This is a genomic window from Helicobacter sp. 13S00482-2 (assembly GCF_002272795.1).
Lineage (GTDB): Bacteria > Campylobacterota > Campylobacteria > Campylobacterales > Helicobacteraceae > Helicobacter_J.
The window spans coordinates 116,682-143,536 of the sequence record NZ_MLAT01000005.1; the positions used below are offsets into that span (position 1 = coordinate 116,682).

General features: G+C 33.5%; 27 protein-coding genes. 20 read left to right on the plus strand and 7 right to left on the minus strand.

Annotated features, from left to right (window positions below; all coding sequences use genetic code 11):
* Window positions 1-15: 15 nt before the first annotated feature.
* From BKH42_RS03955 to ispG, 4 genes are all read right to left on the minus strand, one after another.
* The gene (locus tag BKH42_RS03955; protein ID WP_095295127.1) at window positions 16-1,221 is read right to left on the minus strand and encodes a 2,3,4,5-tetrahydropyridine-2,6-carboxylate N-succinyltransferase; all 1,206 of its coding nucleotides are present in this window, start codon (window positions 1,219-1,221) and stop codon (window positions 16-18) included.
* A 132-nt stretch (window positions 1,222-1,353) separates the two neighbouring features.
* Window positions 1,354-2,268 (minus strand): AEC family transporter, encoded by a 915-nt coding sequence (locus tag BKH42_RS03960; RefSeq protein WP_095295129.1) that lies wholly within the window; start codon window positions 2,266-2,268, stop codon window positions 1,354-1,356.
* A gap of 72 nt (window positions 2,269-2,340) precedes the next feature.
* Window positions 2,341-2,664 (minus strand): SMR family transporter, encoded by a 324-nt coding sequence (locus tag BKH42_RS03965; RefSeq protein ID WP_095295131.1) that lies wholly within the window; start codon window positions 2,662-2,664, stop codon window positions 2,341-2,343.
* Between the two features lie 13 nt (window positions 2,665-2,677).
* Window positions 2,678-3,754: a flavodoxin-dependent (E)-4-hydroxy-3-methylbut-2-enyl-diphosphate synthase gene (gene ispG / locus BKH42_RS03970; protein WP_095295133.1), complete on the minus strand. Its 1,077-nt coding sequence runs from the start codon at window positions 3,752-3,754 to the stop codon at window positions 2,678-2,680.
* Window positions 3,755-3,900: 146 nt separating this feature from the next.
* On the opposite strand from ispG, the gene BKH42_RS03975 reads away from it, so the two are divergent.
* From BKH42_RS03975 to BKH42_RS04060, 18 genes are all read left to right on the plus strand, one after another.
* Window positions 3,901-6,036, plus strand: coding sequence for a WD40 repeat domain-containing protein (locus BKH42_RS03975; RefSeq protein WP_095295135.1), 2,136 nt, complete (start codon window positions 3,901-3,903; stop codon window positions 6,034-6,036).
* 10 nt (window positions 6,037-6,046) lie between these two features.
* Window positions 6,047-6,406, plus strand: coding sequence for a hydrogenase/urease nickel incorporation protein HypA (gene hypA / locus BKH42_RS03980; protein WP_095295137.1), 360 nt, complete (start codon window positions 6,047-6,049; stop codon window positions 6,404-6,406).
* Window positions 6,403-6,993 carry a nickel-binding protein Mua gene (mua, locus tag BKH42_RS03985; RefSeq protein ID WP_095295139.1) on the plus strand — a complete coding sequence of 197 codons (591 nt, stop codon included), beginning with the start codon at window positions 6,403-6,405 and terminating at the stop codon, window positions 6,991-6,993. The genes hypA and mua overlap by 4 nt, the downstream gene beginning before the upstream one ends.
* A gap of 6 nt (window positions 6,994-6,999) precedes the next feature.
* Window positions 7,000-8,067, plus strand: coding sequence for a lipid-A-disaccharide synthase (gene lpxB / locus BKH42_RS03990; RefSeq protein WP_095295141.1), 1,068 nt, complete (start codon window positions 7,000-7,002; stop codon window positions 8,065-8,067).
* Window positions 8,068-8,114: 47 nt separating this feature from the next.
* Entirely contained in the window at window positions 8,115-8,606 is a 492-nt protein-coding gene (gene greA / locus BKH42_RS03995) for a transcription elongation factor GreA (RefSeq protein WP_095295143.1), read from the plus strand.
* On the plus strand, window positions 8,603-9,034 hold the full coding sequence (gene dut / locus BKH42_RS04000; RefSeq protein ID WP_095295145.1) for a dUTP diphosphatase: 432 nt from the start codon (window positions 8,603-8,605) through the stop codon (window positions 9,032-9,034). The genes greA and dut overlap by 4 nt, the downstream gene beginning before the upstream one ends.
* 14 nt (window positions 9,035-9,048) lie before the next feature.
* Complete coding sequence (locus BKH42_RS04005; RefSeq protein WP_095295147.1) at window positions 9,049-9,735, plus strand: hypothetical protein; 687 nt, start codon at window positions 9,049-9,051, stop codon at window positions 9,733-9,735.
* On the plus strand, window positions 9,722-10,744 hold the full coding sequence (locus BKH42_RS04010) for a hypothetical protein (protein ID WP_095295149.1): 1,023 nt from the start codon (window positions 9,722-9,724) through the stop codon (window positions 10,742-10,744). Before BKH42_RS04005 ends, BKH42_RS04010 begins: the two co-directional genes overlap by 14 nt.
* 2 nt (window positions 10,745-10,746) lie before the next feature.
* Window positions 10,747-11,385: a type III pantothenate kinase gene (locus tag BKH42_RS04015; protein WP_095295151.1), complete on the plus strand. Its 639-nt coding sequence runs from the start codon at window positions 10,747-10,749 to the stop codon at window positions 11,383-11,385.
* A gap of 2 nt (window positions 11,386-11,387) precedes the next feature.
* A complete protein-coding gene (gene hisG, locus BKH42_RS04020; protein WP_095295153.1) occupies window positions 11,388-11,999 on the plus strand; it encodes an ATP phosphoribosyltransferase in 612 nt (203 codons plus the stop codon).
* 7 nt (window positions 12,000-12,006) lie between these two features.
* Window positions 12,007-12,315 carry a hypothetical protein gene (locus BKH42_RS04025; RefSeq protein ID WP_095295155.1) on the plus strand — a complete coding sequence of 103 codons (309 nt, stop codon included), beginning with the start codon at window positions 12,007-12,009 and terminating at the stop codon, window positions 12,313-12,315.
* A gap of 1 nt (window position 12,316) precedes the next feature.
* A complete protein-coding gene (locus BKH42_RS04030; RefSeq protein WP_095295157.1) occupies window positions 12,317-13,084 on the plus strand; it encodes a sulfite exporter TauE/SafE family protein in 768 nt (255 codons plus the stop codon).
* Window positions 13,084-13,617, plus strand: coding sequence for an HAD family hydrolase (locus tag BKH42_RS04035; protein WP_095295159.1), 534 nt, complete (start codon window positions 13,084-13,086; stop codon window positions 13,615-13,617). Before BKH42_RS04030 ends, BKH42_RS04035 begins: the two co-directional genes overlap by 1 nt.
* 32 nt (window positions 13,618-13,649) lie before the next feature.
* Window positions 13,650-15,074: a D-glycero-beta-D-manno-heptose-7-phosphate kinase gene (gene rfaE1, locus BKH42_RS04040; RefSeq protein WP_095295161.1), complete on the plus strand. Its 1,425-nt coding sequence runs from the start codon at window positions 13,650-13,652 to the stop codon at window positions 15,072-15,074.
* An 8-nt stretch (window positions 15,075-15,082) separates the two neighbouring features.
* The gene (gmhA, locus tag BKH42_RS04045; protein ID WP_095295163.1) at window positions 15,083-15,649 is read left to right on the plus strand and encodes a D-sedoheptulose 7-phosphate isomerase; all 567 of its coding nucleotides are present in this window, start codon (window positions 15,083-15,085) and stop codon (window positions 15,647-15,649) included.
* A 20-nt stretch (window positions 15,650-15,669) separates the two neighbouring features.
* Window positions 15,670-16,896 (plus strand): selenium metabolism membrane protein YedE/FdhT, encoded by a 1,227-nt coding sequence (gene yedE / locus BKH42_RS04050; protein WP_095295165.1) that lies wholly within the window; start codon window positions 15,670-15,672, stop codon window positions 16,894-16,896.
* Window positions 16,893-17,132 carry a sulfurtransferase-like selenium metabolism protein YedF gene (gene yedF / locus BKH42_RS04055; protein ID WP_095295167.1) on the plus strand — a complete coding sequence of 80 codons (240 nt, stop codon included), beginning with the start codon at window positions 16,893-16,895 and terminating at the stop codon, window positions 17,130-17,132. Before yedE ends, yedF begins: the two co-directional genes overlap by 4 nt.
* Before the next feature lie 211 nt (window positions 17,133-17,343).
* Window positions 17,344-19,611, plus strand: a complete 2,268-nt coding sequence (locus BKH42_RS04060; protein ID WP_095295169.1) for an autotransporter outer membrane beta-barrel domain-containing protein — start codon at window positions 17,344-17,346, stop codon at window positions 19,609-19,611.
* A gap of 18 nt (window positions 19,612-19,629) precedes the next feature.
* Here the strand turns inward: BKH42_RS04060 and BKH42_RS04065 are convergent, their stop codons facing one another.
* The 3 genes from BKH42_RS04065 to purL all read right to left on the minus strand — a co-directional run bounded on the left by BKH42_RS04065 (window position 19,630) and on the right by purL (window position 23,402).
* On the minus strand, window positions 19,630-20,082 hold the full coding sequence (locus tag BKH42_RS04065; RefSeq protein WP_095295171.1) for a hypothetical protein: 453 nt from the start codon (window positions 20,080-20,082) through the stop codon (window positions 19,630-19,632).
* 52 nt (window positions 20,083-20,134) lie between these two features.
* The gene (locus BKH42_RS04070; protein WP_095295185.1) at window positions 20,135-21,088 is read right to left on the minus strand and encodes a lipid A deacylase LpxR family protein; all 954 of its coding nucleotides are present in this window, start codon (window positions 21,086-21,088) and stop codon (window positions 20,135-20,137) included.
* Between the two features lie 79 nt (window positions 21,089-21,167).
* A complete protein-coding gene (gene purL, locus BKH42_RS04075; protein WP_095295173.1) occupies window positions 21,168-23,402 on the minus strand; it encodes a phosphoribosylformylglycinamidine synthase subunit PurL in 2,235 nt (744 codons plus the stop codon).
* 171 nt (window positions 23,403-23,573) lie between these two features.
* Between purL and ppsA the strand changes: the two genes are divergently transcribed.
* Together ppsA and BKH42_RS04085 are read left to right on the plus strand one after the other, a co-directional pair.
* A complete protein-coding gene (ppsA, locus tag BKH42_RS04080; protein WP_095295175.1) occupies window positions 23,574-26,003 on the plus strand; it encodes a pyruvate, water dikinase in 2,430 nt (809 codons plus the stop codon).
* A gap of 13 nt (window positions 26,004-26,016) precedes the next feature.
* On the plus strand, window positions 26,017-26,574 hold the full coding sequence (locus tag BKH42_RS04085; protein WP_095295177.1) for a GNAT family N-acetyltransferase: 558 nt from the start codon (window positions 26,017-26,019) through the stop codon (window positions 26,572-26,574).
* Window positions 26,575-26,855 lie beyond the last annotated feature (281 nt).

Consider the following 26,855-nt stretch of genomic DNA (forward strand, 5'->3'; position numbering starts at 1 on the left):
AAAAATATACCATTTTTAATGCAAGGCATTGTTAAGCTCGATTTTTTTATTGCTCCTAAAAGCTATCATTTTCCCTGTTGTGCTTTCTTGTCTGAAATGAATACCATGTTTGCCAGAAAGATCTTTTCCCTTATATAAATTGTTTGATGTGAATTCAAAATCAGGATTGATTTCAGAGATTTTTTTTGCTTCGCTTTCAGAAATTTCAAAAATTGTGCCCATCAAAACAGCAATTCCTCCATCTACGATGCAACCATCTCCTAGACTGATTCCCGTAGAGCTATTTACCCCCAAAAGACAGTTTTTTCCAATACTGATAGGAGAAGAATTTCCACCGCTTAAAACTCCCAATATACTTGCTCCTCCGCCAATATCAGTGCCTTCTCCAACAACAACTGAAGATGAAATTCTTCCTTCGTTCATACATGCTCCCTGTGCTCCAGCATTAAAATTCACATAACTTGCTCCAGGCATTTGAGTGTAGCCTCCTGTTCCAAGATAAGCTCCAAATCTAGTTTTTGCAGTATCTAAAAGTCTAATATTGTCATATTGAGGAATCACTTGCATTAAATATCTAGGAAATTTATCGACAAAATCAATACTAGGGTAACTTGATCGCATTTTTAAGGGTATTTCGTTTTCTCTAAGCCACTCAAGCTCATAGGGTTTATTACCACTCCAAGCAACATTTTGCAATAAACCAAATATGCCATCGAGCATCAGACTTCTTAGCTTGGCTTTTCCAAGAGAGAGTGCCAATAATTTCATATAAGAAGTTTCTACACTTTCACATTTTGTATCCTTATATAATACAACAAAGCGAAATAGATATTCCCCATTTTCGTCTATAAGTCTATCTTCATCAAGAGCTTTTTTTAGCTCCAAAACCACTTGGATGTTTTTATGACTAGATTTATTTTGAATTGCTTCTATCAAAAATGGGGTATAAAGCTCAATAGCTTTGCACACAAAATCTTGATCAATCCCATAGACACATTCATTTTCACTTGAGTGGATAAGTCTCTCAGGATTGATAGCATTTGCAAATACGGCATAAGATCCTAGATTTTCATTTGTCCAGTTTAAAACAGGGTAGGTTACACAAAGAACTTTTTTTGATTTTTGACCTAATTCAACTCTAGCGATTCCAAACCCTATTGGTGCCTTATATAGGCTTGACTTTTGATAAGTATCTACAAAGTTTTTAAATTTTTCTATCATTACTCTCTCCTTGAATATAAAAGCCTATTTATAGTGTTATTTGTTTGAAAAATCAATTAAAGTGTGATATTAAGAGCTTATTGTCAATCCTAAAATCAAGGTTTCAGATATTCTAAGGATAATTAGAAAATTCTATAAATAACTGAGCCATAACCATGTAGGTATAGTGATAGCACTAATGAATATACCAAATGCAATGGAACTCACTGCGATTTTGTTGTTCAGTCCAGCCCTCATAATAACTGCAGCTGAACTAATAAGAGGAGGCATAGCAGATTCCAAAAGAGCCATTCTCCAAGTATCTGTGAATTCTACTTTGGTGATAATTATCACCATAAAAACCAGAGTGGGAACAACAATCATCCCCCAAAAAAGAACAATAAATGTATTTTTCCACTCCGTTTTAATATCTCCTATACTGATCTGAACCCCTATGGCAAATAATGCCACAGGGGTTGCACACGCACCAAGTTGTTTGATGGGAACAAAAATCCAATCATTTATAGAAAAAGGCATAAATTTAAAGGCCAATCCTATAAGTAATGCCAAAAAAAGTGGATTTGAAGAAAGTCTCATCGTGACTGAACGAATTGTAAAAATACCTTTTCCACCAATACTCATTATTAATGGCGTGAAGATTGCAAGAGGAATGGCCGTGCATATCTGATCATATAAAATAGCTTTATTGGAGTACTCTTGACCCAAAGCTCCATAGACTAAAGGAACTCCTAAAAATAAGGTGTTTCCTAGTGCTGATAGAAAAGCCATTGATACGGCTGTATTGCTTTCTCTTTTGAGGATTCTTTTTGCAAAAAAATACATAGCTGTTCCCCCCACAAGAGAACAACTCAATGTTGTAAGCAAAATTAATATGAGCTTAAAATCAAGCTCTATATGATAAATACCATTAAAGATTTGCGCAGGTAGTGCAAAATTAAGCAAGAATCCCAATAAAATACCGCTTTGTTTGTTACCAACCATACGTAAAAATTTTGCCAAATAACCAAGCCCAATGAACGAAAAAACTCCATATAGTGCTAACAACATAGGAACATCACCTAATAAAAATAAAATAAAAGCGATAATTTTAGCCCTATAAAACTTTTTAGAACTTAAAGCTTATTTTGAAATGAGTTTCAAGCCAATAACTCCTAAAATAATCATCAACAAAAACACGATCTTTGCTAAGCTTAATTCTTCTTTGAAAACAAAAATCCCAATAATAGATACAATACTTAGACCCAATCCCGCCCAAATTGCATAACCGATACTAAGGGGAATTCCCTTACTCGCAATTAAAAACATTCCTAGACTGATAATGAAAAATATTCCATACAAAGCGGTATAAAAATGATTTGATGTGCTTGTAGAAATTTTCAAAGAAAAAGCTGCCAAAGCCTCAAAAACAACTGCAAAAATAAGAAAAATCCAATACTTCATCATTTTATTTGTTTTTTTATTGTTCCTGTTTAGATCGCTTGAGTGCAAGTTTTTCAACTTCCATAATAAAGGTATCTAGTATTTTATTTTCAGGAAGTTTGCATAAGATCTCACCTTCTTTAATGATAAGCCCTTCATGATTTCCAAATGCGATCGCAATATCGGCATGTTTGGCTTCTCCTAATGCATTCACCGCACACCCCATCACACTAACATTAAGTGGAGTTTTAATATGAGCGAGTCTTTTTTCTACTTCTTTGACTGCATCTACCAAATTAGCCTCAATCCTGCCGCAAGTTGGGCAAGAAATAATAGTGATACCATCTTTTTGCCCACCACTATAGCGTAAAATAGCCCTTGCAACTTTGATTTCTTCCTCTAATTCTCCAGTGATGGATATTCTCATGGTATCGCCAATACCCTCCATCAGAAGATTTCCTAGTGCCATTGAGCTTTTTATCATGGAATGAAAAATAGTTCCTGCCTCTGTCACGCCTAAATGAAAAGGATAATCCACTAAGGGTCTGAGCATCCTATATGCTTCAATAGTTCTTTCCACATCACTAGCTTTTAGAGAGATTTTAATGTTCTCAAAACCAAAATCTTCCAACAATTTGATGTTGTAAAGAGCAGATTCAACCATACCTTTTGGAGTAGGGCCATATTTTTTATCAAACTGTTTTTCTAAACTCCCGCTATTAACACCTATCCGTATAGGAAGATTTCTTTGATTGCAAGCTTGTGCGACAGCTTTGATTCGCTCTTTTGTTCCTATGTTTCCAGGATTTATACGAATAGCATCCACACTTTCTGCGGCAATAAGTGCGAACCGATGTCTGAAATGTATATCTGCGACGATAGGCAATGAGGAAACTTTTTTTAATTCTTTTAAGGCTTTAGCATCATTTTGATCACTCACGGCTACTCTCACAATATCCGCCCCAGCAAAATGAAGTCTATCAATTTGTTTTTTTGTAGATTCTATATCGGCTGTTTTGGTAAAAGTCATGCTTTGTACGCTTATAGGGGCACCCCCACCAATAGGGACATTTCCTATGAAAATTTGTTTGGTTTGATAACGAGGTTTCAACATCATTTTCCTTTGTTTGAAACTAGACTTTAAATTGGCGTATCGTAACATATTGGATAAAATTAAAAATAACTTGTAGGTTTATGTTATCATTATGTGTATAAAATCCACCTTTAAAAATATAAATTAACGAAATAGTTGAGACAACAATGATTAAAATAAAAAACAAAATCAATCTGATTGGGAGTGTTTTAGATATTGGTTCATCTAATGGAGAATATCTATTTGCAGACCATTATCACCGAATTTACAAGTTTTCTTTGAAAGAATTTATTTTTTCATTCAGCAAACAAGTTTATAAAAATACCGAGCCACATCATCGATATTCAAAAGCCGTGAGTTGTTCAATGGATGGCTATGTTTGTATGCCAAAAATTCAAAGCTCCATAGGAAATATTTATAGGATAGACGAAAATGGTATTTCTGTAGCCTCTAGGGTGAGATGGCATCGAGCAGATATAAGTTTTTCAATGTTTTCAAAAGATTGTAAGTATCTAGCTACAGGCGGAGAAGATGGGAGAATCTTTATATACGCTCACCCTAGCCATAAACTTAGTACTTTTTTACCACGAAGACCTGATTATATTTCTTGTATTGTTTTTGACTCACAATCTAAAATTGTTTGTTATGCTTCTTATGATCTAACACTCACAGTCTATAATCTACAAAAGGATTCTTTAATCTGTGTCATAGATACTCCAAGCGTTGTTGAAGATATGATTTTTTTTGAAAAAGATACAAAGATATTTTATGTCTGCAAAAGTGGGGAAACAGGTATTTTTAATCTCAAAACCAATAAAGATGAACATCAAATGAATCTTTCTCATTGGCCCACTAAGATAATGTTAAATACTGATGAAAGTTTCGTTTATATAGGCACTAGAGAGGATGTTTTGTATGTCCAAAGCCTCAAAGAAAATCTTGTTGGTTTTTCAATACAACTTTCCTCAAAAGGTGTTACCTGCATCAAAGGATTTGATGATTTTATTTTCATTTGTTTTGCTGATGGTAGTATTCAGATTATTGACAGATTCTATAAAATAGATGAATTTTTAGAGATTTTAAATCAAACAGGGTTTGAATATGCAAAAATATTTGCAGATGAGCATAATGTTTTACTCAAAACTTTAGAAGTATATAGGAGAGTTAAAAACAGCACTTGGAAAGAAGTGGTTAAAGATGTCAGTAAGCTTTTATCTTTAAATGAAATTGAAGATGTGATCAATATCACAAGTCCTTATTTTGAAGATCCTATGAAAGAAAAAGAAATCAAAGAATATATCGCCGAAAAAGCTTTCATACAAAATTTTTTGGGTGCTTTTAGAGAGCATGACTATCCAAAGGCATATGAAATAGCCATGGATCACCCTTGTATTAAAAACCTAAATGAATACCAGATAATGGAAGAATATTTTGATAGTATCTATGACCTTGCACAACAACTCATTGTCAAAGACATCAATTCTAGCAAAGAAAAAATCCAAACATTCTTATTGCCATTTGAGCATCTGCCTGATAAAAAACCTTTGATTATGACCCTTATTAACGAATGCGACAAATATCTTTTAGCTGAAAAATATGCCAAAGCAAAAGATTTTGAAAATTATTTTTTGCTTGTTAGCGAATGTCCTTTTCTTAAAAATACAAAAACTTACAAAAAGATGCACTTCATTTGTGAAAAAATGACTCTTCAAATCCAAGATCTTATTTCGGCAAAAAAATATCCCAAAGCTCAGGAATATTTGTATTTTTTAGCGACTATCGAGCCCTTTAAGGATTTTGCAAATAGATTTCAAAACTATCTAAATAATATTGATAAATTTATTGAGAGTTGCACAAAGAAAGATTATTTGGAGTGTTATAAAATACTCCTAGTATGCCCAGAATTAGATTCCTCAGAAGAATATCTTGCCCTTCATGAAGAGATAAATAAGGTTTTTGAAGAAACCAAAGTTATTGCTCAAAAAGGAGAAACCGCCAAGACTTATGCTAATTTAAAAAAATTTCTTCCTATTGAGTATTGGAGAAATAAAATTGACATCACAATGAAAATAGCCTATCTTTATGAAATCAAAAAAGCACTCAAAGATGATTCATTAAGCGTGGATTGGGAAGAAAGCTTGATTCAATACATAAAAAGATATGGTATGGATGATGAAATTTGCGAACTTTGCAATAAAGAAGAAAAACTCAAAGCAATAATGCAAGATCTTGGTGAAATTCCTAAAAAAACCTTTCAGAATATTAACCATATTCAAAGTATCATCACTTTAAATAAATCATAAAGGAATCAGGATGCATGAATATTCTGTTGTGTCATCCCTTATAGAACTATGCGAAGAACACGCTCAAAAGAACAACGCTATTAGAATTGAAAAAATCATAGTTGGGATCGGCGAACGAAGTGGGATGGATAAAAGTTTATTCTTGAGTGCCTTTGAAACCTTCAAAGAAGAGTCTAAGGTGTGCAGGGAAGCGATTTTAGATATCATTGATGAAAAAGTTGAACTGACTTGCAAAAAATGTGGATATGTGTTTATTCCTGATAAAATTGAATATGGAATTTGTCCAAATTGTAAAAACTCGGATCTAGAAATCACCAAAGGAAGAGAGATGAATCTGTTATCTTTGGAAATGATAGGAGAAGATAAATGAAGGAAGATAGAAGAATTTTTCAAGAGTTCATTCAAAAGAGTTCGGATATAAAGGAAGTTTGGGAGATTGCAAAACTCTTTGAAGAAGAACGTGAAAGATTCAAACAAGAATCTCTTAATTATGAAACTGAGATCAAACAGGCAAAAAAGCTTTTAAAAGATTTTCGCTCACAGTGTGCGATCATAAAAAAGGAGGTGGCAGAATTACAAGCCATCAAAGATGAAAAAACAAAAGAAATACAGACCCTTAAGGAAGATATTTTTAAACAAAAAATAAAAAATAATATTTCTAGATTAAAAAAAGAAAAAGATGATATAAAAAATGAAAAAAAAGATGAGATACTTCCTAAGCCTATAGAGTTGATAGATATTTATCTAAAAGATGGGAGCATAGCAAAAGCAAAACCTACAAAGAGGGTTTTTACCGATGCTTTATATAAAAGATATAGAGTGATTTTAAAAGAAAACAAATCACTAAAAGAACAGATACTTGAATTTGAACTAGAAAATTCTAAATTAAAAATAGAACTTAGAGATTTTTACGCTGAAGATATGCTAAAAACTAAAAGTAATTCCAAAGAAGATTGAGATTAAATGAAAAAGATACTTGTTAGTGCCCTTGAACCTAGTTCGAATGTACACTTAAAAGAGTTAAAAAAACACTTAAAAGATATTCAATTTATCGGCATTTTTGATGAAGATTTAGGAATTCCACTTTATTCTCCAAAAAATTTTTCTACGATGGGATTTTTAGATGTCATTAAAAAAATAAGATTTTTTCATATGGCTAATAAAAAAATGATTTGTTTGGCTAGTGAGGCAGATATGGTGTTGTTAATGGATTCATCTTCTTTTAATATTCCTCTAGCAAAAGGTATTAAAAGAACAAATCCAAACAAGCCAATCATCTATTATATCCTCCCTCAGGTTTGGGCATGGAAATCCTGGAGAGCGAAAGAAATTGAAAAATATTGCGATAAACTTGCAGCCATATTACCTTTTGAAACAACTTTTTATGAAAAAAAAGCAACCTATGTTGGTCATCCATTGCTAGATGAAATCTCTATTTACAAACAAAATCAAGGCGGTGAAGGAATCGTTTTTATGCCTGGAAGTAGGATAGGAGAAATCAATCGAATATTTCCTATTTTTGTAGAAATTGCAAAAAAAATGAGGGATAAAAGAAAAATATTAATCATTCCTCGATCTTTTAAGAATCAAGATATAAAATCCATTTATGGAAATGGTATTGATGAATTTGAAATTTCTTTTGACACACACAAGAGTCTTTATGAGGCTGAATTTGCTTTTATTTGTAGTGGAACGGCCACGCTTGAGGCAGCATTGATTGGAACACCTTTTGTGCTAGGTTATAAAATGAAAAAAATTGATTTTTTCATAGCAAGAATATTTGTTAAACTCTCTCGCATTGGTTTAGCGAATATATTTTATAACGCACTCAATGGAGAATATCCTGGTAGAGGCAAAACAAAATTACACGAAGAATTAATTCAAGAAAACCTTACTTCTAAGAATTTGATAGACGCATATATATCTCTAGATAAGGAGAAGTTTTTAATGGAATCAGCAAAAATCAGGCAATATCTAAAAAATGGAAGTGCTGAAAATATTGCAAATTGGATAAAATTAACATTGAATTAACCTCAAGTTTTATATGATTACACTTTTAAGTCTAGGAGATTATAGAAATGAACAAAGAACCTATCAGTCAATATGGGTATGAAAAGCTCTGCTCAGAACTGAAAAACCTCAAAGAAGTAGAGCGTCCAAATATTGTCAAAGAGATTGATGTTGCTAGATCGCACGGAGATCTCAAGGAGAATGCAGAATATCACGCTGCAAAAGAAAAACAGCTTTTTATAGAAACTAGAATCAATGACTTGAGTCAAATCTTAAGCAACTCTCAAGTCATTGATCCATCTGAACTTTCACATGATAAAGTTAGCTTTGGAAGTACTGTCAAAATATTAAATCTAGATAATGAAAAAGAATTTATTTATAGTATCGTTGGAAGCATAGAAAGTGATCCCTCAAGTGGTCTTATATCGTTTGGCTCACCTATTGCGAGAAGTCTCATAGGAAAAACAAAAGGCGATGAAATTATCATACAGCTTCCAAATGGAGAGAATAGCTTTGAAATTTTGGAAGTTTTTTATCAAGATATAAAGTTTGAAAAATGAATATTAATATCAAAAAATTACACCCAGATGCGATTATCCCGAAGTATCAAACATTAGGTGCTGCGGGTTTTGATATTCACTCGATAGAAGATGTAACGCTTTTATCTAAAGAGAGTAAGCTTATCAAAACTGGTCTGAGTATGTCTATACAGCAGGGCTATGAACTTCAAATCAGACCTAGAAGTGGTTTAGCACTCAAGTATTCTATCAGTGTTTTAAATACACCAGGCACTATTGATAGCGATTATCGTGGTGAGATTATGGTGCTTTTAATCAATCATTCTTCTGAAAATTTTACTATCACAAAAGGCGATAGGATAGCTCAAGGTGTTATAAGCAAAGTTTATCAAGCCGACTTCATAGAAGTATCTGAACTTGATGAAACTCTTAGGGGTTCAGGTGGATTTGGTAGTAGCGGAATCAAATAAATTAGGAGTGAAAAGTGAGTATTAAAAATAATATCAAACAAATTCAAGAAGAATTCAAAGGTGATGAAAAGATATTAGAAAGTGCATTTAAATTAGAGAGACTTTATTATAAATACAAGTATGTTTTATTTGCGGTTATTGCGGTGTTGGTTGTGTGGTTTTTATATCATCAGTTTTCAGCCTATCAAAGAAATAAAAAAGCTGAAGATATCACAAAAATATACAATCAGCTATCAAAGAATCCCAATAATCAGGCATTACTTGATGAACTAAAGTTAAAATCAATAGATCTATATGATCTTTATAGATATTCTCAGGCAGTTAAAAGTTCTGATCCAACCAAACTCAAAGAAATCATAGATTCTAGAAATAGCATGAATGAAAAAAACCCTGATATAATCAAAATCTTAGCAGAGTATCAATATGCCTCTTATTTGAAAAATCCTGAAGCCTTAAAAGCTATAAACAACACCGGAATGAAGGATTTTTTGATACTTCAAGAGGCTTATTTATTGGAACAAGATAACAAAATTTCACAAGCCAAAGAGCTATTAAATAAAATCAACGCCCCCTCATCTGTGCTTGAAATAGCAAATCTACTAAAACATTATGGAGTTCAAAATCTTCCTGATGCTCAGGGCATTAAAGATGTTTTAAATCAACAACCCAATACGAACGAGGATAAAAGTGATAAAAAATAATTTTACCTACTTTATATTTGCAATCATATTTATTTTTATAGGATGTAGTTCAAAAAAATACTTTCAACCCACACAAATTGAGAGCACTATTAAATTCAAAAACAAACTCAATGCTCCTATAAAAACTTCTAATCGTTTTGGTGCAGTCCTAAAAAACGGTTCAGTTATCACGGAAAATGGAGTTAGCTATATCAAGATAGACAAAAATTCTTCATTTTTAAATGAAACCCAAGATTATTATATCATCACTCAAAAATGCAATCAAATTGAGCTCATAGACAAAAAAAATCAAGAATCCATTGTCATACCAATTGATGAATGTGCATTGAGTGCATCCATCAAGGATAACAAGCTTGTAGCGATCTTAGCTGATAACTCTGCAAACATTTATGATATTAAAACGAAAAAAATTCTTTTTTCTCAAAAGGGTACTCCAAGCATTGCTATCAATTCTCTTGTGAGTGCTCCAATATTTCTAGATACACTGATTGTTTTTCCAACTCTAGATGGGAGGCTCTTGGTCGTAGATGCAAAATCCTTCAGTGTTCTTAGAAATATCATTATCAATAGTGAAAAGTTTTTCAATAATGTGATCTATTTGATGGTAGATGGAGAAAATATGTTTGCTGCAACACCTAAACGCATTGTATCTATCGTTTCTGGACGAGAATTTAGCTATGATGCAGACATCAGAGATATTTTATATGACAAAAACTATCTTTATGTTTTAACCCTCCAAGGCCAGATCATTCAACTAGATAAAACCTTGAGAGAGACAAATAAGGTGAAGTTGCCTTTTGCGACCTTAAATGCGATAGTCATAATGGATGATAAATTATATACCATTGAAAAAAGAGGCTATCTAATTGAGCTTGATACAAAAAATTTTAGTTATAAAGTGATTGTAATAAAAGGATCTTTTGGGAAGAAAAAGCTTGATAAAATAAATTTTTATGATAAAAATAGAATTTATTACGACCAATATTACATTGATTTTACCAAAGAGTAATGATGATACTTTGCGATATAGGGAACACTTACATTCATTTTTCTGATACATATAAGATTTGGAAAAATCTACCTGATAAAATAGACAAAAAGCAACTCACTTCGGATATATACTATATCAGCGTGAATCCTCTCAATGAAAAAAAACTCCTTAAAGCACATAAAAATTCATACAACATAGCCAGTATCATAAAGCTTGATACCCCTTATGTTGGGTTAGGGATAGATAGAAAAGCCGCTTGTTTGGGTATAGAAAATGGAGTCATAGTGGATGCAGGAAGTGCCATAACCATTGATGTAATGAATGCAGGAAACCATGTAGGAGGGATTATATTACCAGGACTAGTAGCGTACACAAACGCTTATAAAAGCATTTCTCCTGCACTTGAAAAACGTATTAATTTTGGTATGGATTTTAACGAACTTCCATTGAATACTCAATCTGCAATCAGCTATGGGGTAATCAAGAGTATTATTTTGACAATTAGAAATATCGTTGGTGAAAAAAAGGCTTATTTTACTGGTGGTGATGGAAAATTTCTAGCAAAGTTTTTTGAAAAATCAGTCTATAACGAAATGCTAGTTTTCAATGGTATGCAAATATCAATAAATAATGCCCTCAGAAAAAATATGGAGACTTAAAAATGATAACCATAGCATTACCAAAAGGCAGAGTTGCTGAAAAGACCTTAGAATTATTCCAGAAGATTTTCAAGCAAAATTTTGTTCTTGAAGATAGAAAACTCATTTTAGAATCTTCAGGTTTCAAGTTTTTACTTGTTCGAAGTCAAGATGTACCCACTTATGTCTATTATCAAGCAGCTGATATTGGAGTGGTAGGATTAGATGTTTTAGAAGAGAGTGAATTGGATTTGGTTCGTTTGTTGGATCTTCAAATTGGTAAGTGTAAAGTTGTCGTAGGATCTGCTGTAGGAAAAAATATTGATTATCGAAAATCTAGAATAAAAATTGCCACAAAAATGCCCAATATCACTACTAAGTATTTTTCTAAAAAGGCTATTCCTGTGGATGTGATTAAACTTTATGGTTCAATAGAATTAGCCCCATTAGTAGAATTATCTGATGGGATTGTGGATATTGTCGAAACTGGATCAACCATGAAACAAAACAATCTAAAAGTGGATGAAGTAATTATGGAATCAAGCGTTTATCTTATAGCTAATAAGAATAGCTTTTATAGTAAAAAAGAAATTATTTTGAGCCTACAAGAACAATTACGATCATTTATAGGATAATGTCAAAATGAAAAAAATATTTTTCTCACTTCTGATTGGTTTATCCCCGCTTTTTTCACAGTGGCAAATGTTTAGTGATAAAAGCGATACGTATCTCTATAACACCGTTACTGGAGAAATTTATATTCGTTACAAAAAAAATGGTAAAAACTACGAGGATGTATTTGTGAAAATGCCTAAAGGTATCATTCCGAAGGGATCAGATTTTCCATCAGTTATTTCTACAGATACTCTAGATTCATCTCAAAAGAAAGATTCTAAAATGCAAGCTATCAAAAAAGCTCAAGACATCATGAATCAATCCATAGGAGAATGATATGGAAATTTCTTTAATTGCTTTATTTTTAATGGCTTTGAGCATGTCTTTTAGTCACTGTATTGGAATGTGTGGAGGAATTGTCATTGCATATTCAAGTTCAAAAATCCATAAAAATCAAAGTAGATTTTATCAAATATCTTCTCACATGCTTTATAACTTAGGGAGAATCAGTTCTTACGCATTTATTGGCGTTTTTAGTGCTTTTGTTGGATACAAGATCTCAGCTTCAGTGCCTACAAAAGGGATTTTGTTTATAGTTGTTGGAATATTTTTGATTTTATTTGCAATTCTTTATGTTTTTTTCCCAAAGTTTATTTCTCATATCGAACCATCTTTGCCAAAAAATCCAAAAAATATGCTCTCGCAATCTTTTAAAAAGTTTTTTGTTTATCTCATAGGGTCTCAAAGCTTTATTAGCTTTTATGGATTGGGAATTTTAAATGGTTTTTTACCTTGTGGAATGGTTTATTTTTTTGCTGGTTATGCCATCACAGCTCCTAATCCTTTTATGGGAGGGATTATGATGGTGATTTTTGGATTCGCTACGGTTTTTCCCTTGTTTATATTGGGATTTTTTACTGGAAAGATAAATACATCTGCCTTTCGTAATATTTTTTTAAAGATCTCTTTTATACTTATGATTTGTTTTGGGGGAATGAGCATTTACAAGGGAATTTTAATACTTGAAGGAAAACCTCACTCTATGAATCACCAAATGAATATGAATTCTAGCCACCATCATTCAACCCATCATATGGAAATGTAATGAAGGCTGTATTTTTTGATAGAGATGGAGTAGTGAATAAAGATTTTGGATATGTCTATGAGTCTAAAGAATTCGTTTTTATGGATAATATTTTTAATTTATTGAAATATTGCAAAGAGAAAGGATTTTTGCTTTTACTCATCACAAATCAATCTGGCATTGGCAGGGGATATTATACACTGAATGATTTTAAAGAAGTTACAAAGTATATGCAAAATGAATTAAAAAAAAAGCTTGGATTTGGTTTTGATCGTATTTACTTTTGTCCTCATTCTCCTGAAGAGGATTGCTTATGCAGAAAACCAAAAACAGGTATGGTGGATAAAGCAAAAAAAGATTATAATCTCAAATTAGAAGAATGTTTTATAATCGGAGACAAGCCAACTGATATTGAAACTGGACAAAAATCAGAGATTGGCCATAAAATATTTTTAAAAAATAGCAATGAGGGTATTTCAAACATCAAGGACGTATATACGGTTTTTTCCATCAATGAGGTATTGGAAACCATGATTAAGATAGTTGGAAAATGATGTGAAAATACTAACTCATCAAAGGATAAAAAATGTTTGGGCTTGAAAATAAAAATCCTCGCATCTTGGTGATAGGGGATTTAATGATAGACCATTATATTTGGGCGAAATGCGATCGTATATCTCCAGAAGCTCCTGTTCAAGTTGCTGAAATAAAAGATGAGAGCAATCGTTTGGGCGGAGCTTGCAATGTCGGGCACAATCTCATTTCTTTAGGTGCAAACGTTTCAATGTGTGGAGTAATAGGGGATGATGATACAGGTAAATGGCTCGTAAAAAATTTGGATTTGATAAATATTGATGTCCAAAATATTTTTATACAAAACAATCGTCCAACGACAAAGAAAACCCGCGTGATTGTGTCTAATCAACAAGTTTTAAGAGTGGATAAAGAGGACAAATCACCCATTTCTGAAGAAATCTCAAAAGAAATATTCACAAGCCTTGAAAATAAAATCTCAGATTTTGATTGTATTATTTTATCTGATTACAACAAAGGCGTTCTGAATTCAATCCTCACTCAAAAAATCATCAAATTAGCAAAAAGTGAAAATAAGCTTATATTATGTGATCCTAAGGGAAATAGCTTTGAAAAATACAAGGGTGCCACAATTTTAACACCCAATAAAAGCGAAGCTCAAATAGCCACACAAATAGCCATAAAAGATGATAATGCACTCACTTCTGCTCTAAAAATTCTCAAAAAAGATTGTGATTTAACAATCCCTCTGATTACTTTGAGCGAAGATGGAATCGCATTACTTGATAAAAAAAATAAACTCATCAAAATTCCAACTATTGCAAAAGAAGTCTATGATGTAACTGGAGCAGGGGATACAGTGATAGCGGCCTTGGGTTTTGCTCTTTCAGGAGGGCTTGATATCTATCAGTCTTGTGAATTTGCAAATGCTGCAGCAGCAGTAGTAGTAGGAAAAGTCGGAAGTGCAACCGCAACTCATACAGAAATCATTCAACATCTACATTCTTGCTCTTGTACTGATTCTGCTGATAAAATATTATCAAAAACATCGCTTTTAACAGTGATGCAATCTTTAAAAAATAAAAAAATTATTTTCACTAATGGTTGCTTTGATATCTTGCACAGAGGGCATATTTCATATTTGCAAAAAGCAAAAAAAATGGGAGATATTCTTATTGTGGGTCTTAATAGCGATGCATCTGTAAAAAAACTCAAAGGAAAGAATAGGCCTATAAACACACAAGATGACAGAGCTTATGTTTTATCAGCACTTGAATGCGTGGATTTTGTTATTATCTTTGATGAAGACACTCCAGAGAACTTAGTTTCTTTAATTTCTCCAGATGTTTTGGTTAAAGGCAAAGATTACGAAGGTAAAGAAATAGCTGGAACCAAATATGCCAAAGAAACCAAGTTGATTGATTTTGTTGATGGCAAATCCACAACAAATATTCTCAATAAAGCAAAACTCATATAAGGAATGAAATGAAAGATTTTATTAAAAATGAATTTTTGGTCCATATCGACACGATTAAAAAATCACTAGAAAACCTAGAAAATGATATCAAGAAAGTGACTTTTAATTTGAGTGAATGTATCTCCAATGGAGGAAAAATACTCTTTTGTGGAAATGGAGGTAGTGCCGCAGATGCACAGCATTTTGCCGCAGAACTAACAGGGAGATACAAAAGAGAGCGAAAACCACTTGCAGGAATCGCTCTTAGCACAGATACATCTGCACTTACGGCAATAGCAAATGATTATGGCTATGAACATGTATTTTCTAGACAAGTACAAGCACTCGCCAATCCTTCTGATATTGTATTTGGAATCTCTACAAGTGGAAATTCTAAAAATATTATCAATGCCTTAAAAGTAGCCCAGAGCATAGGTTGTAAAACAATCGGACTTAGTGGTAAAGATGGAGGACTTATGAATGAAGTTTGCGATATCAATCTTGTCATTCCTAGTGCGGATACAGCACGTATTCAAGAAGCACATATCCTGATTATACATATAATATGTGATGTCGTTGAACGTGATAATATGTAAGATATTTTTTAGGAAAGAAAATGTTAGAATATTTTAAACAGACCTATCTTGTGAAATTTTGGAATCCATTACCAGCTATCATCGCACTTGGTATATTATCCACTTATTATTTTGGTCTTAGTGGCAGTTTGTGGGCTGTAACGGGTGAATTCACACGTTGGGGAGGACATTTATTGCAACTTCTTGGAGTGGATATTAGTAGATTTGGCTATTATAAAATCCAAAATATGAATGGAACCCCACTCACTCGAAATGATGGAATTATGGTCATTGGAATGTTTTTGGGTTGTTTGATAGCAAGTTTATGGGCGAATAATTTCAAACTCCGATTTCCTCAAAGTTCAATTCGGGTTGCTCAAGCCCTAATAGGTGGCATTATTTCTGGATTTGGTGCTAGACTTGCGATGGGCTGCAATCTAGCAAATTTCTTCACAGGAATTCCTTATTTTTCAGTTCATACTTGGGTTTTTACCATTTGTATGATTGTGGGTATTTATCTTGGAAGCAAAGTAGTCAAACTACCTTGTTTTCTTCCAAAAGCTCAGCCATTTAAAGTAAATTCTCAGAAATCTATTATCGTGTCTCAAAAAAGAGGAAAGATTTTATTTTTACTTGGATGTGTGATTTTTCTTCTTTCTGTGTTGTGGATAGTCTATCTCACCTATACTTCACCTGTTCCAAAAAACAAAACGATGCCCATTCTTGGGATGGCTTTAGGATTTGGAATTTCATTTGGATTTATTGTGGCTAGGGCTCAGATTTGCTTCACTTCTGCTTTTAGAGATTTGTTTATTATGGGGCGAAGTCAGATGGCAAAAGCCCTTATTATTGGAATGGCTATATCAAGTATAGGCGTCTTTAGCTATGTAATGCTTGGGAATGGTCTAAAAATTTCTTGGGTAGGCCCAAATACTGTGCTAGGTGGATTGCTCTTTGGATTTGGAATCGTTTTGGCTGGAGGATGTGAATGTGGCTGGATGTATAGGGCAGTTGAAGGGCAGGTGCATTATTGGATTGTTGGGATTGGAAATATCATAGGAACGATGCTATTAGCCTTTAGCTGGGATTATTATGGCGAGACTCTAGCAACTTCTTGGCCAAAAATAAACTTACTGCAGGTTTTTGGAAACTATGGAGGGCTTATGGTGAATTACGCTCTATTGTTTTTAAGTTTTTTGATTGTCATCTGGCTTCAAAAAAGATTTTTCAAACATAAAGCACAAAATATCTCAAAGACTTATCTATGAAAAATCAAAAAATCATTCCTGATTATAGATTGGAATTACAGGGCGAGACCTGTCCATATCCAGCAATAGCGACTATCAATGCATTGGAAAAACTTAAAAAAGGAGAGGTATTAGAGGTATTGAGTGATTGTGCTCAAAGTATCAACAACATTCCTATGGATGCAAAAAATCACGGTTATGAAGTATTGCAGATCCACCAAGAGGGTTGCACTATTTCTTTTTTGATAAGAAAATAGTTTTTTTAATAAATAATTAAGCCATCAATAAGGATACTCAGATAAAATACAAGTATTATTTTATCTAAAGGATCCTAAAGATGTATCTCATTAATATTCTTTCAATCTCCAATGGGGGGGGGGGATAAGGTATTTTGCTAAACTCCTAAGCCTCTCTCTGCTCTGTATTCCTTGTTCTGTCTTCGCACTCACTCCTTGTTATAAGTCTGATATGTCTGATGCTGTGTTATGGGGAGATAAATTTCCTGCAACCTTTGATGCCAAAGGAAATAGATCTTGCATATTAGTAGGAAACGATGGCTCATCATTGCCTATTAGCAATGAAGAAAACTTCACTTATACTAATGGCATGTATTCCCTAACCATACAAAAAAATCCAAATTCTAAAGCTCAAGAATTTTATAATCAAGGCACCATCACTGCATCTGAGGTTTCTTTGAGTATTGATATGCTAGATGTTGATTTTTTTCTAATGGAAGGAGCTTCATATAAAACTACTGATGCAGGTTTGACCTTAAATGGAAAAGATTTCTACTCACAAGGAGGAAGTTTTGAGATTGGGAAAGAAAACATGAATTTAAACTTTGGAGATTTCATCAATATGAGTGGAACTACAAAGATTAGTCTTACTGGTGATGCCTCTATGTTTATCAGACTTACAGGCGATTTTAGCAATCAATCTAAGCTATTAATAGAAGGAGAGAAAAAAGCATTTATCCGTATCCAAGGAGGTGATTTTTATAATGGCGTGAATCATTCTAGTGGTCAAACTTACTTTAGCGGAAGCCTCATATTAAATAATACACGTTTGTTCATAGAAAAAAATCTATACTCTGAAGGAGTTGATGATAGCGATAGATCAAAGATAGAGATAAATAATGATGCATACTTATCCATAAGTGGTAACCTATACAATGGTCCATATAGTGATATTATAAATAATGGTTTTTATCTCTCAGTAAGTGGAGATCTAAACAATCAGGGAAATATGTATATAAAAGGTCTTACTTATATCGCTGGAAATTTCATTAGTCAAGCAGGCAGTAAGTTGTATTTTATTGGTAGTGATAATGGTACTAGTGCAGGTCGTAGTTTAAACGCTAATGCTATCAATATCAAAGGAGCATTGGTGTATTTCCTAAAAGGTACTGCTCCAATCAATATTCCTTATTATTTTTTAACTTCAACAAATGGTTCAGTTCAATACGATGCCACTCTTTTAGGAAAACAAGATGTTCTCTCAGAAGATGGGAGTATAAATGAATTTTATGAAGCCATCGTAGAAACTTCAAGTGATAGTGTAAAAACTCTCAAAGTTACTTTCAAGATCAAAGAAAATAATAATATTTCTAATCAAGGTGAAATCAATATTATCAATATTTTCGGTACTCAAAATCCTATCCCTGGATTTGATATCAAAAATTTAAGTATGAATCAGATCCGAAAAATATCCAAAAATATCAATGATGGACTTGAGTATTACTCTCATCATAAAGATACTAGCTTACATAGTGGCTTTGAAGCTATCAAGGCAAATGTATTTTCTCGAATGATAGGAGAGGGAAGGGGTATTTCAACTTTCAATAATGCTAGATCTTCTCTATTGCCTTATAATCCTTCTGCACATTATGCGTCCAATGATGATAATGCTACTAATACGATAAATGCTTTCAAACAAGCAATAAAAACTCAAAAATCAAACAATCTTTATATGAATGTTTTAGGTTCTTTTCAGAGCTTTTCTGAAGGTTATGGATACAACTATGGTTTATCTGTAGGGTATGATAGAAACTTTGATGATAAGCTTTTTGTTGGAGCATATCTAGCTTATGTAGGCGGAAAGCAGAACTTTGATGTGCTATCTACTTTGACACAAGGGTTTGAAATGGGATTATATGGGAGATTCAACACTTCTATTCTTGAAACTGATGTGGTTTTCAATCAAGGTTATGCCTACAACAAAAGCACAAAAACGATCACCATCTTATCAGATACTTATAATACTCATAGTAACTATGGATCTAATATGTTTAATATTTTATTCCAAACTGGTCCTAAATTTATTTTTGGCAAGAACTCTATCAAGCCGTATTTTGGTTTAAGTTTGGATTTTTACACAGGAAATGACATCACTGAAGATAGTAATACTTTTGCAAGTTCATATCATTTTAAAGATAGTTTATATGTAGGTCAAAGCATTGGCATAGAATACAAAAGAATACTTAAAAATGGATATATCTTCATCAAACCTTCTTATGAAGGTAATATTTTTAGCAATAATGCCCAATCACAAGTGGTTTTTCTAAATAACACGATATCTATCGCTACTTCTCCAAAAGAAAAATTTGCTTCATTACTGCTAGGTGGAGAAACGGTATTCAATCATTTCTTATTGCTCAATGCAAGTCTCTCTACAAAATTTTCTAATCAAAAAACTTTCATCGCTACAGGAATGTTATCTTTAAAATATGTTTTCTAAAAATATCAAAGGGAGGAATTATTTCCAATCCTCTCCAATTCCCAATAATATGCAGTGATTGAAGTTTGGCAATACGCAATAAGCATACAGATTGCTTTGAAGTCCCAAAAACTGCAAGTCACTCAAATATCTCCCATCAAAACTCAAATAAAATATTCTTGCTTTTTTATTTTTATATTCTGATACGAGAATACCACTAACACCAATTCCTCCAAGATTACTATATTTTATAAAATCTTTGAGTATGAAATTTGTCAATACCAATTGTCCATTAAGCCTATCTTTTTCATCATTAGAGAGTCCTACATATGTTGAATGTTCGATAATGTAGCGTCCTCTAAAAATGGGATAATTTTTTTGAACTGATTGTAACTTAACTTGCTTGTAATAAGATTTTAGGATTTGAATATTTTTATCTAGATAATCTTGCGCATTTTTCGCCTCTATAGGATAAAAATAGCAATCTACCACTATAAATGCTAGAAATATCCTAAAAAAACTCTTTAATCGAAGGAAGATTAATCTAAAATGCAATATTAAGCTCAATACTTCCAAAGTTATGACCTTCTGAAGGCTCTGAAGCGAATGTCTTGCTTGTATGCGTGAAAGTATAGGCGATTCTAAAGCCTTTATATAAAAGTGCTGCACCAATCTCTCCATCATAAATCAAATATTCTATATCAATACCCGTAGGCATTCCAAAGCTATTTCCCTGTATGAAAATATTTCTAGCTTGATAGCGTCCTGAGATGCCCCCAAAAACATAAAATGAAAATCTATCATTATAGGGCATTCCACCATTAAAACTTGAATTTACTTTATTCACTCCAAAATCAGAATCTAGATTGTATCCGATACGCCAACGCCCTCCTATTGAAAAATGCGTGTCCGCATTTCCAAGTGCCACATCAAGAGCAGGCAAAATATCTGAAGAGATATATCTGGTATTGAGGAGATAAAATTTTTTAATAATTTGATAATCAATATTGAAAATAAATTCATTTTTTAATTGTGTCCCCCAACCATAAAAAATAGGATTATGAGTGAGCTGATGAATAAGATTTTGAGTCTCATATGCAAATGAATAAGGCCCCACAACACCCAATGAAAAAGTGGTATGTTCAAGAAAACTTCTTCCTCTATGAGAAATACCAAAATTTAATCGCAAATACCCCCCATATGGATGATCTCCAATATCTGGAGGGTTTGTCCTAGAGTAGGGCGTGTATATATCTTGTGCCAAAGAGATTTCAAAATGGCTCATCTTTGGTTGATTGGAAAAAAAACTAATATATCTGAGCCAACGCATTTTAGAATCTTTATTCTTGGAGTCAAAATCATATTCCTTGCTCACATATCCCAATATTGTCCCAGCTGTGTAATACCTATCGACAAACTGATCCACATAGGCATCATTTTCACTTAATAGTTTCATAAAATGTTTTTGATATGGAATCAATCCCTCTTTGTACTTCATTTCATTCCCGAGACAAACACCAAAAAGTCCTATTATTAGGAATAAAAAATAGTTTTTTATCACTTGTTATCCTAAAGTGCTAAGATAGTTTTAAAGTTTCACAAAAGCTATCAAAGAATAATCTTTTAGCTTGTTGCATATCAATATTGATTGAATCAATATTGATATCTCCATTCTCAGATCCCACTTTTCCTAATACAAAGCAGGAAATCTGGTGTTCATCGCAAAGTTTTTGTAAATCCGTTAAATTTTCTAACTCAATCTCAACAACAATACAACTTTGAGATTCAGAAAAAATCATATCTTTTTGAATTGTATCAGATATATCAAATACGGTTTTTACTTGCAATCCCTTTCCTCCCAATAATGCCATTTTTGCCAAAGCAATAGCGAGACCACCCTTGCCAACATCCTTTGCACTTTTGATTATTTTTCCATTGGAAAGTTCATGCATAAGATTCCAAAGAGATTTTTCTTTTTCAAGATCTAATTGGGGAATTTTCCCTTCACACGTTTGAGAGATTATCTTTTGAATCAAACTCCCCCCAAAATCCTCCCCTATCTCTCCTAATAATACCAATAGATTCCCGCTTTTTTTTAGTCTTGAGTTGATGAGTGTGTTTATATTTTCTATCAAGCCTACACTCACAATGGTCGGGGTAGGGTAAATATCTGTTGATTCTGTTTGATTATATAAAGAAACATTTCCACTCACTACAGGAGTTTGTAATATTTTAGCTGCTTGCTTGATACCATCAGTAGCTTCTTTAAACTGCCACATCACCTCTTGTTTTTCAGGATTTCCAAAATTCAAACAATCGCTGATTGCCAAAGGTTTTGCACCTCTGATAACGCAGTTTCTTCCTGCTTTTGCAACAGCAATTGCCGAACCTTGCTTTGGATCTAAATAACAATAGCGAACAGGGCAATCAACACTCATTGCTAATGCGGTATTATTTTCCTTTACCCTTATAACGCTCCCATCGCCATCTGCACTTGAAATCATTGTATTTGTCTGTACGGTACTGTCATATTGAGAGTAAATCCAAGATTTATCACAAACATCCAAACTAGATAATAATTTTTCAAAAATTTCTTGTTGAGAAAAGATATTTGCTTTGTAGTCATTGTTATTGATTTTATCTAGATATTTTGGTCTAGCAAGAGGTCTATCTAAAATAGGAGCATTTTCACTCAGTGCCTCAATAGGAATTTGAGCACACTTTTCTCCATACCAAAATAACTCCATATTCCCACTATCTGTAACCTCTCCAATAATGGCCACATCAAGTTCCCATTTCTGAAATATCTCCATCACTTCTTTTTCTGAACCTTTTTTTGCACAAATGAGCATTCTCTCTTGAGATTCACTCAGCATTAATTCATAAGGTCCTAGTCCTTCTTCACGCATAGGTACTTTATCTAGATTCATTTTCATGCCACTTCCAGCACGTCCTGCCATTTCAAAACTTGAACTAGTCAATCCAGCTGCACCCATATCCTGAATGCCTACAATCAAATCCTTTTGGAATAATTCCAAACAAGCTTCAAGTAAGAGTTTTTCAGTAAAAGGATCGCCTATTTGAACCGTTGGACGCAAGGATTTTGAATCCTCAGTGAAACTATCACTACTCATCACTGCCCCACCAAGTCCATCTGCTCCTGTTTTGCTTCCTACATAGATCACAGGATTTCCTATCCCTTCAGCTCTTCCATAAAATATCTCTTCAATCTTCACAATCCCTAAAGTAAAGGCATTTACCAAGATATTTCCATTATAACAGGCCTCAAAACTAGTTTGTCCTCCTATGGTTGGAACACCCATGCAATTCCCATAACTAGCGATTCCATCTACAACACCAGAAAGTAAATACTTGTGTTTTCTACCTATTTCATCATCTCTTTGTATCTCTCCAAAGGAAATAGAGTTCAGATTTGCTACAGGTCTTGCTCCCATCGTAAAAATATCTCTCATAATCCCACCCACACCCGTTGCAGCTCCTGCGTGAGGTTCGATAAAACTCGGATGATTGTGGGATTCTATCTTAAATACCGCTCCATATCCCCCACCTATATCAATCACTCCAGCATTCTCTCCAGGTCCGACGACAACATAAGGCGCACTAGTAGGGAATCCTTTTAAATATTTTTTACTCGATTTGTAACTACAATGTTCGCTCCACATCGCAGAAAATATACCTATCTCAAGCAAATTAGGCTCACGATGAAGTATTTGCTTGATTTGTTTATAGTCATTTTCGTTCAGTTTATGGCTTTTAAGAATTTCGGAAATATTTTTTAATGACTGATCCATCTTTGAGTTTTCCTTGAGTTTTTGGCTTTAACACTATGGTAATTTTAGCAAAATTAGCACCAAAACAAAGAAAAATGATAAATTTATCAAATTTTATTGTTTCCTAAGTATCAAATAAAGATTTATCTATTAAAATGCTAAGAACTAACAGATCATTAGGAGAGTGTAAATATGAAATACATCAAGTTTTTTAAAGAACTAAACAACAGAGATGTTCCTCTAGTAGGTGGTAAGAATGCGAGTATCGGAGAAATGTTTCAAGAGCTTGTTCCAGTAGGAATTAAGGTTCCAAATGGATTTGCTATTACTAGCGATGCTTATTGGTATCTGCTAGATAGTGGTGGTATCAAGCAAAAAATCATCGATTTACTTGAAAATGTAGATGTTACAGAAATAGACGTATTAAAAACCCGTTCAAAAAAAATTCGTGAACTGATATTTGGAACACCTTTTCCTGCAGATCTAAGAGATGAAATATTCCAGGCTTATAAAATGTTAAGTGATGAATATGGAATGAATGAGGCCGATGTAGCTGTCAGAAGTTCAGCTACGGCTGAAGATCTTCCAGATGCATCTTTTGCAGGGCAACAAGACACCTATTTGAGCGTAAAAGGTCAAACTGAATTGATTCATTATATCAAATCCTGCTTTGCCTCTCTTTTTACTGATAGAGCTGTTAGCTACAGAGCCTCTAGAGGCTTTGATCATTTCAAAGTGGCACTAAGCGTAGGGGTTCAAAAAATGGTTCGTGCAGATAAGGGTAGTGCGGGGGTGATGTTTTCTATTGATACTGAAACTGGTTTTAAAGATGCTGTCTTTATCACTTCAAGTTGGGGATTAGGTGAGAATGTAGTTGGTGGAACTGTAAATCCTGATGAATTCTATGTTTTTAAGCCTACCTTAGAGCAGGGTAAGCGACCTATTATCAAACGTCAATTAGGAACAAAACATCTCAAGATGGTGTATGCTCCAAAAGGAAGTGATCATCCAACCAAAAACATTAAAACAACTCAAAAAGAGCTTGAGACTTTCTCAATCACCGATGAAGATATTCTCACTCTAGCTAGATATGCTATCGTTATTGAAAAACACTACACAAAAGAAGCAGGTGAATACCGCCCTATGGATATGGAATGGGCAAAAGATGGAGAAACTGGTGAAATTTTTATCGTTCAAGCTAGACCTGAAACCGTGCAAAGTCAAAATATAAAAAAATCAAATGGACAAAGAATTGAAAAATTTAGATTTAAAAATGCAGATGAAAAGAAAGAAATCATCATTAATGGAAAGGCTATCGGAGGAAAAATAGGCACAGGGAAGGTAAGGATTATCAATGACATCGCCCATATGAATAGCTTCAAAGAAGGTGAGATTTTAGTCACAGACAATACTGATCCTGATTGGGAACCTGCGATGAAGAAGGCTTCTGCTGTCATCACTAATCGCGGAGGAAGAACCTGCCACGCAGCGATTGTAGCTAGAGAAATAGGTGTTCCTGCTATTGTTGGGGCAGTAGGAGCGACTGATAGACTCTATACTGGAATGGAAGTAACCGTTTCTTGTGCTGAAGGCGAAGAGGGTTATGTGTATGCAGGGATTCATGAATACGAAGTAGAAACCATTGAGCTTTCAAACCTAGATCAAACCAAGACAAAAATTTATATGAATGTTGGAAATCCTGAAAAGTCTTTTAGTTTTTCACAGTTGCCAAATCATGGGGTAGGTCTAGCAAGAATGGAGCTCATTATTTTGAATCAAATCAAAGCTCATCCTCTTGCACTCCTAGATCTTCAAAATGGCAAAAAAGATATCAGCGATAAAGAACAAATTGAAAAGCTAATCTCAGGTTATGAAGGCCCAAAAGATTTCTTTGTCAAAAAGATTGCTGAAGGTATGGGAATGATCTCTGCAGCATTCTACCCCAATCCTGTGATCGTTAGAACAAGCGATTTTAAATCCAATGAATATCGAGGAATGATAGGAGGAACCGCTTATGAGCCACAAGAAGAAAATCCTATGCTTGGTTTTCGTGGTGCAAGCAGATACTATTCAGACCTGTATAGAGGAGCGTTTGAATGGGAATGTCAGGCTCTAGCAATGGTTAGAGATGAAATGGGATTGACAAATATGAAAATCATGATTCCATTTCTAAGAACACCTGAAGAGGGCAAAAAAGTACTAGAAATTCTCCGAAGAAATGGACTTGAATCTGGAAAAAATGGGCTTGAAATTTATGTAATGTGCGAACTTCCTGTGAATGTCATTCTTGCTGATGATTTTTTAAATATGTTTGATGGATTCTCTATTGGTTCAAATGATCTCACTCAACTCACACTAGGGGTTGATAGAGATGGACAACTTGTTAGCGATATTTTTGATGAAAGAAATCCTGCAATGCTTGAAATGTTTAAGAGAGCCATAACAGCTTGCAAGAAACACAAAAAATATTGTGGCATATGCGGTCAAGCACCTAGTGACTATCCCGAGATTGCGGAATTTCTAGTCAGAGAGGGTATTGATTCTATTTCATTAAATCCCGACTCTGTTATTTCTACTTGGAATTTAGTTTCAAAATTAGAGAAGGAATTGAATCTGAAGTAAAGGAGTGCTCATAATGGTATATTTTGTAGAAGCCTTGAAAAAAACCGAACTAGAAAATATCCACAATCTGGCTCGGTCTATTTGGGCAGAGCATTATTCAAGAATTCTTACAGATGGTCAAATTCAATATATGGTAAATAACTTCCAAAGCACAGAAGCAATTCAAGCACAAATCAAAGATGGTTATCGATATTTTCAGATTTACTCAAAAGATGGGAGTGACAAAGATGACAGACTCATAGGATATTTTTCTTTTGTTCAAAAAAATGATTCAGCAGACGATTCAACCATCAGCAAAGAAAATCCTTCACTTTTTTTAAGCAAACTTTATATTGAAAAAACCTCAAGAAATCAAGGAATAGCAAAATCTGTGATCTTATATCTCAAGAGAATTGCTCAAAAAATGAATTGGAGTAGCATTTGGCTGACTGTAAATAAGCAAAATACAAACTCCATTCAAGCATACCAAAAATTAGGATTTAAAATCTACAGAGAAGACAAGGTAGATATTGGCAGAAATTACGTGATGGATGATTATTATATGAAGATCGGCGTGGATTCTAGTAGGTAGTACGTGGAGTAGGAGTAAGTATAGGAGTATATGAAGATCAGCATTGGTGGGTTTAGTTAGAGGTGCTATAATATTTTAGTTAGTATGAAAATTATAGTTTTCATAACTAAATAAAGCAAAGGTAAAAGGCAACATGAGATATTCACTTGAATCTTCAGAAGGCTTTCTTCAAGATTTATTATTTTGGTCTGCACGATTCATCAGATACAAGATAACAACGCTTTCTAATCGAAATGTGAAAGATAAAGAATGCATCAAAAATGCTTTATTTAAAATAGATA

Excerpts from the sequence above, each read along its gene's own strand:
- BKH42_RS04015 (WP_095295151.1), top strand. The coding sequence starts at position 10,747 with ATGATACTTTGCGATATAGGGAACACTTACATTCATTTTTCTGATACA.
- lpxB (WP_095295141.1), top strand. The coding sequence starts at position 7,000 with ATGAAAAAGATACTTGTTAGTGCCCTTGAACCTAGTTCGAATGTACAC.
- dut (WP_095295145.1), top strand. The coding sequence starts at position 8,603 with ATGAATATTAATATCAAAAAATTACACCCAGATGCGATTATCCCGAAG.
- ispG (WP_095295133.1), bottom strand. The coding sequence starts at position 3,754 with ATGTTGAAACCTCGTTATCAAACCAAACAAATTTTCATAGGAAATGTC.
- yedE (WP_095295165.1), top strand. The coding sequence starts at position 15,670 with ATGTTAGAATATTTTAAACAGACCTATCTTGTGAAATTTTGGAATCCA.
- BKH42_RS04060 (WP_095295169.1), top strand. The coding sequence starts at position 17,344 with ATGTCTGATGCTGTGTTATGGGGAGATAAATTTCCTGCAACCTTTGAT.
- yedF (WP_095295167.1), top strand. The coding sequence starts at position 16,893 with ATGAAAAATCAAAAAATCATTCCTGATTATAGATTGGAATTACAGGGC.
- BKH42_RS04025 (WP_095295155.1), top strand. The coding sequence starts at position 12,007 with ATGAAAAAAATATTTTTCTCACTTCTGATTGGTTTATCCCCGCTTTTT.
- BKH42_RS03965 (WP_095295131.1), bottom strand. The coding sequence starts at position 2,664 with ATGATGAAGTATTGGATTTTTCTTATTTTTGCAGTTGTTTTTGAGGCT.
- greA (WP_095295143.1), top strand. The coding sequence starts at position 8,115 with ATGAACAAAGAACCTATCAGTCAATATGGGTATGAAAAGCTCTGCTCA.
- hypA (WP_095295137.1), top strand. The coding sequence starts at position 6,047 with ATGCATGAATATTCTGTTGTGTCATCCCTTATAGAACTATGCGAAGAA.
- mua (WP_095295139.1), top strand. The coding sequence starts at position 6,403 with ATGAAGGAAGATAGAAGAATTTTTCAAGAGTTCATTCAAAAGAGTTCG.
- ppsA (WP_095295175.1), top strand. The coding sequence starts at position 23,574 with ATGAAATACATCAAGTTTTTTAAAGAACTAAACAACAGAGATGTTCCT.
- BKH42_RS03955 (WP_095295127.1), bottom strand. The coding sequence starts at position 1,221 with ATGATAGAAAAATTTAAAAACTTTGTAGATACTTATCAAAAGTCAAGC.
- purL (WP_095295173.1), bottom strand. The coding sequence starts at position 23,402 with ATGGATCAGTCATTAAAAAATATTTCCGAAATTCTTAAAAGCCATAAA.
- rfaE1 (WP_095295161.1), top strand. The coding sequence starts at position 13,650 with ATGTTTGGGCTTGAAAATAAAAATCCTCGCATCTTGGTGATAGGGGAT.
- BKH42_RS04070 (WP_095295185.1), bottom strand. The coding sequence starts at position 21,088 with ATGAAGTACAAAGAGGGATTGATTCCATATCAAAAACATTTTATGAAA.
- BKH42_RS03975 (WP_095295135.1), top strand. The coding sequence starts at position 3,901 with ATGATTAAAATAAAAAACAAAATCAATCTGATTGGGAGTGTTTTAGAT.
- gmhA (WP_095295163.1), top strand. The coding sequence starts at position 15,083 with ATGAAAGATTTTATTAAAAATGAATTTTTGGTCCATATCGACACGATT.
- BKH42_RS04030 (WP_095295157.1), top strand. The coding sequence starts at position 12,317 with ATGGAAATTTCTTTAATTGCTTTATTTTTAATGGCTTTGAGCATGTCT.
- BKH42_RS04085 (WP_095295177.1), top strand. The coding sequence starts at position 26,017 with ATGGTATATTTTGTAGAAGCCTTGAAAAAAACCGAACTAGAAAATATC.
- BKH42_RS04035 (WP_095295159.1), top strand. The coding sequence starts at position 13,084 with ATGAAGGCTGTATTTTTTGATAGAGATGGAGTAGTGAATAAAGATTTT.
- hisG (WP_095295153.1), top strand. The coding sequence starts at position 11,388 with ATGATAACCATAGCATTACCAAAAGGCAGAGTTGCTGAAAAGACCTTA.
- BKH42_RS03960 (WP_095295129.1), bottom strand. The coding sequence starts at position 2,268 with ATGTTGTTAGCACTATATGGAGTTTTTTCGTTCATTGGGCTTGGTTAT.